This is a genomic window from Escherichia sp. MOD1-EC6098 (assembly GCF_002965865.1).
GTDB lineage: Bacteria > Pseudomonadota > Gammaproteobacteria > Enterobacterales > Enterobacteriaceae > Escherichia > Escherichia marmotae.
The window spans coordinates 193,659-204,513 of sequence record NZ_PTSN01000007.1 but is presented as its reverse complement, the minus strand read 5'-3'; the positions used below and the strand labels follow the sequence as shown (position 1 = coordinate 204,513).

Annotated in this window: 16 protein-coding genes and 3 pseudogenes; 4 read left to right on the top strand and 15 right to left on the bottom strand. The window is 50.5% G+C overall.

What is annotated here, in order from left to right:
• Positions 1-237: 237 nt before the first annotated feature.
• From C0K55_RS10530 to C0K55_RS10480, 13 genes and pseudogenes are all read right to left on the bottom strand, one after another.
• Positions 238-3,060 (bottom strand): replication endonuclease, encoded by a 2,823-nt coding sequence (locus tag C0K55_RS10530; RefSeq protein WP_123010043.1) that lies wholly within the window; start codon positions 3,058-3,060, stop codon positions 238-240.
• A 6-nt stretch (positions 3,061-3,066) separates the two neighbouring features.
• Positions 3,067-3,432, bottom strand: a complete 366-nt coding sequence (locus C0K55_RS10525) for a hypothetical protein (RefSeq protein WP_000599407.1) — start codon at positions 3,430-3,432, stop codon at positions 3,067-3,069.
• 72 nt (positions 3,433-3,504) lie between these two features.
• The gene (locus C0K55_RS26570) at positions 3,505-3,735 is read right to left on the bottom strand and encodes a hypothetical protein (RefSeq protein ID WP_000013445.1); all 231 of its coding nucleotides are present in this window, start codon (positions 3,733-3,735) and stop codon (positions 3,505-3,507) included.
• Between the two features lie 50 nt (positions 3,736-3,785).
• A pseudogene (locus tag C0K55_RS27135) lies at positions 3,786-4,046 on the bottom strand (ash family protein); the annotation flags it as partial.
• 575 nt (positions 4,047-4,621) lie between these two features.
• Positions 4,622-4,741: pseudogene (locus tag C0K55_RS27130) on the bottom strand (hypothetical protein); the annotation flags it as partial.
• Positions 4,742-4,856: 115 nt separating this feature from the next.
• Positions 4,857-4,941, bottom strand: a pseudogene (locus tag C0K55_RS27125) (hypothetical protein); the annotation flags it as partial.
• On the bottom strand, positions 4,938-5,204 hold the full coding sequence (locus tag C0K55_RS10505) for a MarR family transcriptional regulator (RefSeq protein ID WP_053272427.1): 267 nt from the start codon (positions 5,202-5,204) through the stop codon (positions 4,938-4,940). The gene C0K55_RS10505 and the pseudogene C0K55_RS27125, both read right to left, overlap by 4 nt.
• Entirely contained in the window at positions 5,201-5,404 is a 204-nt protein-coding gene (locus C0K55_RS10500) for a hypothetical protein (RefSeq protein ID WP_097728290.1), read from the bottom strand. Before C0K55_RS10500 ends, C0K55_RS10505 begins: the two co-directional genes overlap by 4 nt.
• Before the next feature lie 23 nt (positions 5,405-5,427).
• Positions 5,428-5,838 carry a hypothetical protein gene (locus tag C0K55_RS10495; protein WP_097728291.1) on the bottom strand — a complete coding sequence of 137 codons (411 nt, stop codon included), beginning with the start codon at positions 5,836-5,838 and terminating at the stop codon, positions 5,428-5,430.
• 93 nt (positions 5,839-5,931) lie between these two features.
• Positions 5,932-6,045 (bottom strand): hypothetical protein, encoded by a 114-nt coding sequence (locus C0K55_RS25915; RefSeq protein WP_000021656.1) that lies wholly within the window; start codon positions 6,043-6,045, stop codon positions 5,932-5,934.
• The gene (locus C0K55_RS10490) at positions 6,042-6,284 is read right to left on the bottom strand and encodes a DUF4754 family protein (RefSeq protein ID WP_000514277.1); all 243 of its coding nucleotides are present in this window, start codon (positions 6,282-6,284) and stop codon (positions 6,042-6,044) included. The genes C0K55_RS25915 and C0K55_RS10490 overlap by 4 nt, the downstream gene beginning before the upstream one ends.
• Positions 6,285-6,295: 11 nt before the next feature.
• On the bottom strand, positions 6,296-6,574 hold the full coding sequence (locus tag C0K55_RS10485) for a hypothetical protein (protein ID WP_097494727.1): 279 nt from the start codon (positions 6,572-6,574) through the stop codon (positions 6,296-6,298).
• 10 nt (positions 6,575-6,584) lie between these two features.
• The gene (locus C0K55_RS10480; RefSeq protein WP_097728292.1) at positions 6,585-6,935 is read right to left on the bottom strand and encodes a DUF4761 family protein; all 351 of its coding nucleotides are present in this window, start codon (positions 6,933-6,935) and stop codon (positions 6,585-6,587) included.
• A gap of 142 nt (positions 6,936-7,077) precedes the next feature.
• On the opposite strand from C0K55_RS10480, the gene C0K55_RS10475 reads away from it, so the two are divergent.
• Positions 7,078-7,260 carry a hypothetical protein gene (locus tag C0K55_RS10475; protein WP_063854673.1) on the top strand — a complete coding sequence of 61 codons (183 nt, stop codon included), beginning with the start codon at positions 7,078-7,080 and terminating at the stop codon, positions 7,258-7,260.
• On the opposite strand, the gene C0K55_RS10470 is transcribed toward C0K55_RS10475, so the two are convergent.
• The gene (locus tag C0K55_RS10470; RefSeq protein WP_236942226.1) at positions 7,261-7,674 is read right to left on the bottom strand and encodes a hypothetical protein; all 414 of its coding nucleotides are present in this window, start codon (positions 7,672-7,674) and stop codon (positions 7,261-7,263) included.
• A 2-nt stretch (positions 7,675-7,676) separates the two neighbouring features.
• Positions 7,677-8,138: a hypothetical protein gene (locus C0K55_RS10465; RefSeq protein WP_236942225.1), complete on the bottom strand. Its 462-nt coding sequence runs from the start codon at positions 8,136-8,138 to the stop codon at positions 7,677-7,679.
• 124 nt (positions 8,139-8,262) lie between these two features.
• Between C0K55_RS10465 and C0K55_RS10460 the strand changes: the two genes are divergently transcribed.
• The 3 genes from C0K55_RS10460 to glsA all read left to right on the top strand — a co-directional run bounded on the left by C0K55_RS10460 (position 8,263) and on the right by glsA (position 10,855).
• On the top strand, positions 8,263-8,562 hold the full coding sequence (locus tag C0K55_RS10460; protein ID WP_000026913.1) for a helix-turn-helix transcriptional regulator: 300 nt from the start codon (positions 8,263-8,265) through the stop codon (positions 8,560-8,562).
• Between the two features lie 69 nt (positions 8,563-8,631).
• Complete coding sequence (locus tag C0K55_RS10455) at positions 8,632-9,654, top strand: phage integrase (RefSeq protein WP_053272434.1); 1,023 nt, start codon at positions 8,632-8,634, stop codon at positions 9,652-9,654.
• 268 nt (positions 9,655-9,922) lie between these two features.
• Positions 9,923-10,855: a glutaminase A gene (glsA, locus tag C0K55_RS10450; protein WP_001278189.1), complete on the top strand. Its 933-nt coding sequence runs from the start codon at positions 9,923-9,925 to the stop codon at positions 10,853-10,855.

Sequence of the window (10,855 nt, the reverse complement as noted above, 5' to 3'; positions counted from 1 at the left end):
GCGGGTTTTCGTTTTCGGGGTTTAGCTGAACGGGCCATATAACCACCTGAAAGACAATGACATTGCTTGTTTTTATAACGGTAATCTCAGGCCATGACAAGCCGCAGCCGCCAGGCTGCCTACTCGATGTTGGTGGAGCCGTCGTCGATACAAATTTTCATGTCGCTTTTCCTTATGTTGATTAATTAATTGTTTACAGGATTTTTAAATCCCGCTTTTGCCTGTTTTGTGCGCGCTTCATATATCGCGGCACGTTTTTTGCTCATTTACGGGATTTGTGAATCCCGTTTCTGTCTGTTTTTTGTTTCCACTGGTCAGGCTACCCCGCAGCAGGTCTGCTTTGCGGTGGGCGCGTTCAGTGGTTTCACTGATTCTCTGTGCGTGCTCTGCGTCGCGGATGGCGCGCAGCATGTCAGAAAGCACGGTAACGGGGGTTTTCATGGTGTTCTGGTCTTGCTGAAGTGTGGATGCCAGGCGTGCGGCGGCTTCAGGGTCTGATGCCCCTAGTTGTTCCAGATAGCTGGCGACCGGGTTATGGCGGATCTCCGTGCTGCTTACGCCGTGGTTACGGCTCAGGCGTTGCCAGAGCTGCGTGATTCGGCTGTCCTGGCGGGTATCCGGTTTACGTACAATTTCATATCCCTGCGGTGCAATGATGCTGCCGTCAACGTACAGGCTGCCGCCCCGTAACAGGTGCTGCATCTGCTGTTCACCGATATGCAGGCCGAGAGATTCGGCAGATTCCCGCCATTCTTTAGCGAGTAACTCGTGGTTATCAGGCAAAGGCTGTGGCTGTTTGCGGCTCTGTGACCAGTTCTGCATTTCATCACTGCTGTTTTTTGCCTGTTTGTCACGCAGCGAACGCATCAGCGCCCGGCGTTTGTGCCGTTTCAGTGAGCGCATCCATTCATCCACATCAACGCCGTCAGGAAGCTGCGGCCACGGTGCTGGCCGTTCTTCCGGCTGTTCTGTCCCGTTGTTGTCCGTTTCCTGTACACGGGGACAGTTATTGCCACGAGTCCAAGGGGCGGCAGGGCCGCCCTGAAGGTCAAAACCATTTTCGCGGACGCTGTCTTCTGCTTCAGGTTTACGTCTTACCAGTTTCCAGTTATCCGGGTGCGTGCACACGCGGGAGGATTCCCCGATGAGCGGCGACCAGATCCCGTAAATCTGTACGCTCTGTTCGCCGTAATCGTTCAGCTCATCTGCGAGGTCGTAGGCGGTGCGAATCAGGTAGTCCTTGCGTGGAACAAGTACGCCGCCCTGTTTTTCAATGTAGGTGGCAAAACACCCGGCATCAGCGGCAGCGAGTACCGCATCCATTGCATCATCCTTCAGCCGTTGTGGGCCTTCCGGGTTGCGTGCCATCTGGCTGGCAAGGCGGCGCAGTTCACGCCACACCTGACGGGAGGGGATACCAAAGAACTGGAACTGGCGGACACGGTGAAGGCGCGCCCAGCCGATGGCGCGCTCCACGCTCTCGGTCATTGATTTTCCAGTTTCGTGGTCAACGCGTGGCTTGCCCGTTTTCGGGTCGATGCCATCCACGGCGCGGCTGTCCAGGTTCTTTCCGATGTAGGTGGCGATGTAGCTGGTTGGCGTGCCTTTTGAGCCGTCGACGTACTCCGCCTTAAAACGCGGAGTTATGTCATCACCCAGCTCGTGGCGGTCTTCCTGAATGGCAATATCGCGGGTGATGGCCACGATGCCGTCGATTTCTTCCGGATGAGCAAAGACCATCATATGCCAGTGCACGGTGCCGTCATGGTGAGGCTCCACCGTGCGGATGCCATACCAGCGCAGGCCGTCGCGGTTCAGTTTTTTGCGGACCGCCGCAAAAAACGTGTTAACCAGGTAATCGCTGGAGTCGCGCATGGTGGCCCCGTTCCATTTGGGATTCGGATGACCGTTCTCTGTTGTGGCGTGGTATTTTGACGGGCAGGTGACAGTCAGAAACACCGCTTTGTCGCCACGGGCTTCGGCCAGAAGTTCCAGCCCCTTCATGGTGGCCATCATTTCTGCCTTACGGTGAACCGGGTTACTTACTCCTGCGTAATACACTGTCTCGAGATCAATCGTGAACCCGTCTTCGTTTTCCAGCATGAAACTTTTCAGGAAATCGCGTGTTTTCTCGCGCTGTGCGCGAAACTCACTTAACGCGTCCTGGCTCAGATAAGGCGATGTTTTTCTGGAAACCAGACAGGCGGCGCGGAGTTGTTCTTCTCTCCACTCGCAACGTAACAGCCACAGTTTGCGTTTCCACCATTCCGCACAGGTCAGGCGAAGGATTGCACCCGGCAGCAGTTCTGTGTCCGGTTCGTTCCTCCGGTCTTTGTCTGTTGTCAGTGCGTCATAATGCGGAGGCATGGCGTGCAGGTGTAACGCCATGCGGGCCAGCATCTGATACGCCTTCAGCGTTACATCCATGGTCAGCTCGCCATCAGTCGCGCCAAAGCCATCGCAGAGTTTTTCGAAGGTGCTGCTGAACATCGCCGCCGTCATGGTGGCCAGCGTCTGTATCTGGTGTTTGTTGAGCTGCGGGAGGTAAAGCAAATCATCCAGGCGTTCGTGTCCGGCAAGGGAGCGATAACCCGGTGTCAGCCAGCGGTGGTCGGTGCGGTCCAGGCGTTCGAATATTTTGCGCAGGGTTCCGCGCGCGTAGCGTTCAGCCTGCCAGCTCTTTTTGCCTTTCCGGCGATCAGCTTCCTGTTTTTTGCGCAGGAAGGAGAGGTGGCGAATAAGCGGATCGCGCAGATAGGACGGCAGCAGGCGCAGCGAGGCCATGGCTTCATCCACCGCGCCGCGTGCCTGCTTTCTGGTGTCTCCTGCCAGTGTGATGGTTTTGTCCTGTTTTTCCTGTGCGTCCAGGCTTTTATTAATCAGGTTGCCCAGCGGTGTGGCGGAGAACGCCGCATCAGCCATTTCCTGGCGGCGTTCGTTCTCTGCCCGGTAGGCATCCAGCCAGGAGGAAAGTGCGGATTCAGGTGCGGGGATCTCCGTTCCTTCACGTCCTACTGCGTGGCGCGGTTGTTGCCAGTCCCTGATGTACTCTGTCGTCATACTGATTTACTTCGTCATTCCGTTCAGAGTGTCACGACAAACGGCAGCCAGCCGCTGAATCTCCAGCACAGTGTCTTCTGTGTCGGCATGGTGGTGTGTGATGCGGATGCTGTCGGCAATCACATCGACGATTGCAGAGGATGGGCGCTGGTAAATGCCAATAACGGACGGGGTGCCACCTTCAATGCGGTAAAGCCTGTAATTTCCCTCGTGGCTGTCAATCATGTAGCGACCATCAATAACAATCTTTCCGTCAGCGAGCTGCGGTACAGGCAGGGATTTCAGGTACATGTCATAACGTTCACGCACGCGAACGGCAAGATCACGCTCTGTGTTGAGCAGGTATTCAAGAAAGTCGTTGGCGAGAATCATTGCGGCAATCCTCTTGTTACAGATGTGCGAAGGCCTCCCGCCGCAAGGTGCAGGAAAGGCCCGGAACAGGAATTAATGGAGTTTGTTTTGCTGCTGGATGAGATCCTGAAGAGACAGGAGGTCTTCCGCCAGATAGCTGAATACAGCGGCGCAGTAGTCGGCTGAAATAGTGCTGTTGAGTCTGTGCAATGTGTTGGATTGCATGATAAAGGCGATGTGTGCAGCGCGGGTGAGTCTGCGGTCGATTTCAGTCTGGATGTGACGACGCTCCGCGATAGCGCGGTGCTGTTTGCGGTTTGCCATGATGTGGCCTCTCTGTTAGTCAGTTTTGAAAACTCACCATCCAGAGGTTCCAAGCTCGGGGTGGTGAGACGTACAGGGTTGGAACTACCGGCTAACAGAGGACCCGGCCCAGCTGATGCTGGCCCTGTACGCCCCACCATAATTCTGACGCGAAAAAGACGTGGCGATACGGCACGCACAAAAAAACCGCTGGCGCGGTTGTGCGCTCTGTTAGTCTGCGGGGTTCCAATCCCGGCACCCGTTTTATGAGGCGCAGCGGAAATGTAACCTGACTGATTGCGGCATGGCAAGCGGTTTTTTTGTGTGTGCATAGTGGTTACTCAGTCCGGTAGCAGTTCGCAAAGCACGGTGTCAGCGGCGGTATATCGTGCGTAAAGCCGGGCGGGAACCCATCTTTTAAGGGATATCCCGGCTGTGTCCCGGATGTGCTTCCTGATTTCGCTGAATGTCATCCCCTTCTCATCACGCAGTTCAGTTACCAACTCCACCAGGTGATCGCTGTATCTGGTTCTGTGGTGGAGTTCCCCGTATTTCCTGAACCGATACCCTCTTTTTCTCAGGTTCAGTTCCACCGTGGATGGCGAGCGCCCCAACTCATTCGCGAGTTCCCGGATAGTTTTTGTGTGGCGATTCCTGATGAGCATGCTAAGTTCTTTTGTGCTCAGGTGGGGGCGTTTGGCGTGAATAACCCCCTGAGAGAGCAAAAGACGAATGCGGCTTCGTATTGCTGACTCGGTTCTCTGAAGGTGCTTTGTCAGCTCCGGCGCTGTGTGGGAGTGGTATAACGTGGCTAAAAGTTCATCCTCCTGCTGTGTCCATGGCTTTACATGTGCCGGAGCCACACCAGGAGTACCCATTGGTTTGAGTTTCATTGTGATTTGCTCTCTTACTGGTTAAGGAAAAAATCGAAAACGTTGTCGATGCGCATCATGAGTTCGCGCTGCATCGCTTCTGGTGTTTCTGGTTCGCCAGGTGATCCAAACCCAGCGAAGAAATCACCGATCTCGCTTTGAATGAGTTCCTTTAGTGTTGGCGGGGAGCTCAGGCGCGTGCGGCGATGTCTGCGTGTAATTCTCCTTCTGTTCATCCGTGTGACTCCTGTACCCGTCGGACAGGGCTCACACGGAATGGCAGTGATTTTTGGGTAGACATTCTTTGTACGGCAGTCGCCAGTTCGCGTGGTTCCTGGTGGTTGATGGTGCTCATGCTCTGGCTTCCTTCAGTAGCTGGTTAAACATGTGGGTTAGTGGGTTGCCACACCCGAACGGCATCGGGTTTACGTGGTAAGAAGCCCGGCCTCCTGTTTTGCGAGCGTGACCACCTGTGCTGCGGTTTGTTCTGATGACTAAGCCGCTGCGCCAAAGTCGGCGTAACTCAGCATTAATGGCTGTGGTTGGAGTATTCAGTGCTGCGGCGATTTCTCCGCCGCTACAACCCGGATGAGTAGCGATATAGTCCAGAATGGTCATCTGCGTGACTCTTGTACCTGTCGGATAAGATTCACCTGCACCACGTTGGTGGCGCAGAAGTAAGTGTCGTCAGTGAGATAAATGTGATGCGCGTCAGGTTGCGAACGGTGACGGTCGATCGTTTTAATCAGCCGTTCGTCAACTTCGTATTCACGCCCTCTGGAGGTGAAACGAATGACGGAAAAACGCTTAATTGCCATTGCGCCCCCTTTGTCCAGTAACCCTATGCGTTAAATACGGTGTGTTGGGCGTCATCAATGAATGCAACTTGAGAGCGCTCTATCAGGCGGAGATTTGTCAGAATTTCTGACTCTCTTATGGGGTAAGGGGTAATCAGGTATTTGTCCTGCAATCCGGCGATAATGGTGTATTGCTGTGGCTCCGAGCCAATTGTGTAAATAAGGCGTCCGGTGTTAGACAAATCCAGTCCGGTGACTGGTTGTGTTCTGAGAACCGTTAGTTCAGCATCCTGTTTTGCGATAATTTTGGCTGCTTCTGCCGTGACTCTTGCGACTATCAGTGTGTGGGTTGCGACGTCCATATGTGCATTTGCCACGGCTTTTTTCGCTACTTCGTTTTCTGTCTTTGAAATTTCTTTCAGTGCTCTGATGATACCTTCTTCTTTTGCGTGCATTTTTGTATCTCCGTTATTTGCGTGTGCGAATACCTCCGTTAATACGGATGGTTTTCACGTTTTCTTATTTAATTTGATGTTTTATTTGTATCGTTATTCACCAGTGAAAAAGCGTTCAATCTTTTTTACTGAATGAATAATTCGCATAATCCCAATGGCGCAGGCCACCGAAATAATCAGAACAAGCCATGAGATAAATATACTCATGCAATATTCCCCAGCTTATACGGTTCAATATGTTCCCCGCATTCTGCGGCACAGATCAGCTCGGAAAGTTCGTTAAGTGCATCCAGATCATCAGCGTAAAAAGCCACGTCATACAGACTCCGGATTGCCCTGGTCAATGAGTCACGGGCTGCACGTTCAGCATGAGCGCCTGATGCGCTTAAGCGAAAATAAAAACGCTCAAGTGCTTTGTTAATGAGAGTTTTATATTCTTTGCCCATCACAACGCCCTTTAATCTGCTTTCTTAATTTCAGCTTCTGAATCCATACAAATAATTTCGATATAGGGTTCATCGCTATTAGCCTGACGCGCTTTTTCAGCTTCGTTAATGGCTTTGCGAACGGTCTGGTACGGAAGCTCCACGATCAGTTGCGCGTTGTTCGCATAAACGTGAGTAACTGCTTTTTTTTCTGCCTGGGCTACAGCATCAATAGCTGATGCACGTAATAACAGTTCACCGCGAAAATCAATAAAACGGATAAATACACCTTGTGCATACTCTTTGGTCATAAATCACCTGTTATAAATCAACCTGTTTAATAAAACTTTGTCCGCGAAGCAGACGATCAACCGTGCGAAGTGCTTCGTATAATGTGAAATCCTGCCCGAACTGATTGTCGCCGCTGCTCAGTGCAAAAATGCGGTTTCCAGTAAACGGATTGCGTGGGCATTTGTGGACCACGATTCCAGCTTTCTCAATCAACCAGGCGTGCTCGCCGATTTGTTTTACTGGGTAGCCATCCGGCGTTGCGTGTGTTTCGCTCAGGCTGTAGCGAGAGTTGCTACGTGATGCACTGGTAGCGAAACGGTTAGCATGGCGTTCCGCACCGTTGCGGAATCGCTGCCGTGAAGAATTACGTCGTTGCTTCATACAAAAAATATCCTGCTGCTGTTGCGAATTTGTGCCGGGTTTTAGCCATGCCCGGCGCATGGTTTTGTGGTATTTTTCCACCGCCCGCAGTCTTGAAGGGGCTGTAAAGGGCGCGTGTTCAACCAACCACAAAGGAATAAATATGTCCTATGATAAAAAGGTTATTGATGCGCTAAATGCGGCAATTTCTGTGTTAGGGGAAGCGCCGATCAATCCTCCGAATAAAGGGGAGCCATCAAAAACCATTCGTCAGCTCGCGAATGACTTGCGTACTCTTGCGTTAAGGAAATATCCTCAGGCAAGTACATGGATTCTTCCTGAGTGATTATTTAACTCCAGTGCCGGAGATTTTCTCTGGCACATTTCCGACCTCAATAACCATGTTGTCACTGCTTAAAATTTGTCGATAAAGCTCAAAGACTTCTTTGGCGGGAAAACGGAGCGCAACGCCGTATATTGGTTCTAAAATCATTCCAATCGTCTCTTTGACGTCATCTCGACAAAAATGACCGTATTCATCGTCGGGACGTAGGGTGACATCTTTCAAATCTTCGCCATTCTGAAGCTTTGATTTAAATGCCATCAGGTCAGCGAACGTTCTGTGTAATTCGTGGTAGTCAATGCTGACTTCAACCTGTGGTTTGCCCGGAAAAACCAGCAAAAGCTTCTGGTGTGGTTTTTCGTTTTTCAGGGTTTCCAGTCGTTCCAGTAGCTCTTTATCTGTGCTATCAGTATTCATGTTTATAGTCCTGCCTGCAGTGCACTGATGCTATTGCGTTTTAGAACCCGATGCTCTTTACCGGTTGTGCGGCGATAAGTCTTCTTGTCACGCATCAGACGATCAATGTAGTGTTTTTCTTCTGGAGTGATGAGAGCGCGGCAATGAGCAACAGCTTTCCAGTATTCTTGCAACATGATGAAGCGTTTAGGGCGCTTTGACCCGGGCATGCCTTCTCTATGAACTGGCACCTGCGCACGATCCATCAGGTTGCGCACCGATTTGAGGGTGCGACCAGTTAGATAAGCAAACTCTTCCGGAGTGGCGAAGATTTGTTTTTGTAGCTCTTCTAGGCTGATGTCTCTGATACGCGCAGCTTGTGTTTCTGTCATTTTGCAGGTACGCAGAGCTCGTCCGTTGTCTAGCGGGAACTGACGTAAAAAATGAGTTTCCATATTTAATTCGTTTTCTCGCATTTCTTTCATTTGATAAACTCCACTGCTTGAGGCTTGTTGAGGCATGTTTAGCTCAGCAAGCCCTTGGTGTTGTGAGCGGTCAACGCCGCTTGCGAGTGTCAATTGATGTATACAATGAGAGATCTGATATATTATGTCAATACCACAACATGAAAAACTACAGTTAATCCGAGATTCAGAACGCCTTAAATCTAAGCAAGTTGCTGATTTGATTGGTGTAAATTATGGTACGTACAACGGTTATGAGCTAGGCAAGGCGAAAATGTCATTGGAGGCTGCGATCAAACTCTTTGGTCATCCCCGTTTCCATAAGTATCAAGATTGGTTCATGTATGACCGTATAGACCCTAGCCGAGGTCAGATCGCCCCGGCTCTTGCACACACTGGGCCAGAGACAACACAATCTGGCCCCTCCGGGAAACAGATTGGTTAACGCTTTATAAACATTACATTTTCACCATTTGTTTTCAGGATGGCGAACTGACTGTTGGAGGGGCTTCTTGTGTCTGTTAAGAAGCTCGAAGATGGTCGCTATGAAGTGGATGTAAGGCCGCGCGGGCGCGACGGAAAGCGTATCCGGCGGAAGTTTGAGAGAAAAGCGGAGGCGCATGCTTTTGAACGAAGCATCATTGCAAAGTATCAGAACCATGACTACCTGAGTCGTCCTGCAGACAAGCGGCGACTGAGTGAGTTTATCGCTTTGTGGTGGCAGCTCATTGGACGTAATAAGAACTACGCTAATCGTAGGCTTAGTGCGTTAAGCTGTATTTGCCAGGATATGGGGGATCCCATGATTTACCAGATTGATGGTCGATGCCTTATCGAATACCGGGCATATAGATTGGGGCAAGGTATAAAGGCTTCAACGATTAACCATGATCTTTTTGCTCTGAGCGGTATGTTTAAGGCGATGGCTGAGATCGATGAGTTTCATGGGGATAATCCTGTAGAGGCAATATCTGCTTTAAAAGAGCCAAAAACTGAGATGTCTTACTTTACCGAGTCTGAGGTTAAGCGGTTATTATCCTTATGTACTGGTGATTATTTCCGGATTGCTGTTCTCTTGCTTGCAACTGGTGCGAGGTGGGGTGAGGCTTATCAGCTCAAAGCGGAAAATATTGTGGGTAATAGGGTGATATTTACGCTTACAAAAAATGGCGACCGACGAGTTGTTCCCATTTCAGAGGAGGTTGTAAATATTGTAAGGCATCGAGAATCTGGTCGACTTTTTCGTGTGAGTTACAAAACTTTTCGTTTAAAAATGAAAGAGGCAAAACCTAATTTACCTGATGGTCAGGCAGCTCATGCATTGCGTCATACGTTTGCTACTCATTTTATGATGAAGGGCGGGAATATAATTGCGTTACAAAGAATTCTTGGTCACGCAGATATTTCACAAACAATGACATATGCTCATTTTGCACCTGATTATTTATTGGATGCAGTGAATTATAATCCTCTTGTAGGAATGTCCACATTGTGTCCACACTTTGGAGGCAAAGTGGGGATTTTAGAGGGTAGTTAAGTCTGTAAAATGTTGAATTGGCGCAGTATGTTACGGTACTGCGCCTATTGAGATCCTCCCAGCAAGGGGAAGGTCAAGAAATTAATTAATCACCAGGATAAAAGTCAGTGAAGATTAAAAAATTGGCTCAATTTCCATCAGAATCAGACAATTATCTCTTTGTTTTCCTGTAGTTAATTTGCGGGTGCTAAGTTAAATCAGGATGCCTGAAAATTGGCATCGGGGTGAGGAATAACCTCCCGCATCTATAAAAAGGAGTTAACAAAAGATGTCAGATGCAAAAAATTTACAGCAGGCAGTGGACCAGGCATATACCCAATATCATTCACTGAGCGGCGGACAAAATGCCGATTACATTCCCTTTCTGGCGAATGTCCCCAGCCAACTGGCGGCAGTGGCTATTGTGACTTGCGATGGTAGCGTCTATCGCGCGGGTGACAGTGATTACCGCTTTGCGCTGGAATCCATCTCGAAAGTCTGTACGTTAGCCCTCGCGCTGGAAGATGTCGGCTCGCAGGCGGTTCAGGACAAAATTGGCGCTGACCCGACCGGATTGCCTTTTAATTCAGTCATCGCCTTAGAACTTCATGGCGGCAAACCGTTGTCGCCACTGGTGAATGCAGGTGCTATCGCCACTACCAGTCTGATCAAAGCCGACAATGCCGAGCAACGCTGGCAGCGGATTTTACACATCCAACAACAACTGGCTGGGGAGCAGGTGGCGCTCTCTGATGAAGTGAATCAGTCAGAGCAGACCACCAACTTCCACAATCGCGCAATTGCCTGGCTACTGTATTCCTCCGGATACCTCTATTGCGATGCGATGGAAGCCTGCGACGTGTACACCCGTCAGTGCTCCACGCTTATCAATACCGTTGAACTGGCGACGCTTGGCGCGACGCTGGCGGCGGGCGGTGTTAATCCGCTAAGCCAAAAACGTATTCTTCAGGCCGATAATGTACCGTACATCCTGGCCGAAATGATGATGGAAGGACTGTATGGTCGCTCCGGTGACTGGGCGTATCGCGTGGGGTTGCCCGGAAAAAGCGGCGTTGGCGGCGGTATTCTGGCGGTCGTACCTGGCGTGATGGGTATTGCCGCGTTCTCGCCACCGCTGGATGAAGAAGGCAACAGTGTTCGCGGACAAAAAATGGTGGCATCGGTCGCTAAACAACTCGGCTATAACGTGTTTAAGGGCTGA

What these genes read in the sequence shown, in the direction of transcription:
- C0K55_RS10530 (WP_123010043.1), bottom strand. Translation starts at nt 3,060, where the DNA reads ATGACGACAGAGTACATCAGGGACTGGCAACAACCGCGCCACGCAGTA.
- C0K55_RS10525 (WP_000599407.1), bottom strand. Translation starts at nt 3,432, where the DNA reads ATGATTCTCGCCAACGACTTTCTTGAATACCTGCTCAACACAGAGCGT.
- C0K55_RS26570 (WP_000013445.1), bottom strand. Translation starts at nt 3,735, where the DNA reads ATGGCAAACCGCAAACAGCACCGCGCTATCGCGGAGCGTCGTCACATC.
- C0K55_RS10505 (WP_053272427.1), bottom strand. Translation starts at nt 5,204, where the DNA reads ATGACCATTCTGGACTATATCGCTACTCATCCGGGTTGTAGCGGCGGA.
- C0K55_RS10500 (WP_097728290.1), bottom strand. Translation starts at nt 5,404, where the DNA reads ATGGCAATTAAGCGTTTTTCCGTCATTCGTTTCACCTCCAGAGGGCGT.
- C0K55_RS10495 (WP_097728291.1), bottom strand. Translation starts at nt 5,838, where the DNA reads ATGCACGCAAAAGAAGAAGGTATCATCAGAGCACTGAAAGAAATTTCA.
- C0K55_RS25915 (WP_000021656.1), bottom strand. Translation starts at nt 6,045, where the DNA reads ATGAGTATATTTATCTCATGGCTTGTTCTGATTATTTCGGTGGCCTGC.
- C0K55_RS10490 (WP_000514277.1), bottom strand. Translation starts at nt 6,284, where the DNA reads ATGGGCAAAGAATATAAAACTCTCATTAACAAAGCACTTGAGCGTTTT.
- C0K55_RS10485 (WP_097494727.1), bottom strand. Translation starts at nt 6,574, where the DNA reads ATGACCAAAGAGTATGCACAAGGTGTATTTATCCGTTTTATTGATTTT.
- C0K55_RS10480 (WP_097728292.1), bottom strand. Translation starts at nt 6,935, where the DNA reads ATGAAGCAACGACGTAATTCTTCACGGCAGCGATTCCGCAACGGTGCG.
- C0K55_RS10475 (WP_063854673.1), top strand. Translation starts at nt 7,078, where the DNA reads ATGTCCTATGATAAAAAGGTTATTGATGCGCTAAATGCGGCAATTTCT.
- C0K55_RS10470 (WP_236942226.1), bottom strand. Translation starts at nt 7,674, where the DNA reads ATGAATACTGATAGCACAGATAAAGAGCTACTGGAACGACTGGAAACC.
- C0K55_RS10465 (WP_236942225.1), bottom strand. Translation starts at nt 8,138, where the DNA reads ATGAAAGAAATGCGAGAAAACGAATTAAATATGGAAACTCATTTTTTA.
- C0K55_RS10460 (WP_000026913.1), top strand. Translation starts at nt 8,263, where the DNA reads ATGTCAATACCACAACATGAAAAACTACAGTTAATCCGAGATTCAGAA.
- glsA (WP_001278189.1), top strand. Translation starts at nt 9,923, where the DNA reads ATGTCAGATGCAAAAAATTTACAGCAGGCAGTGGACCAGGCATATACC.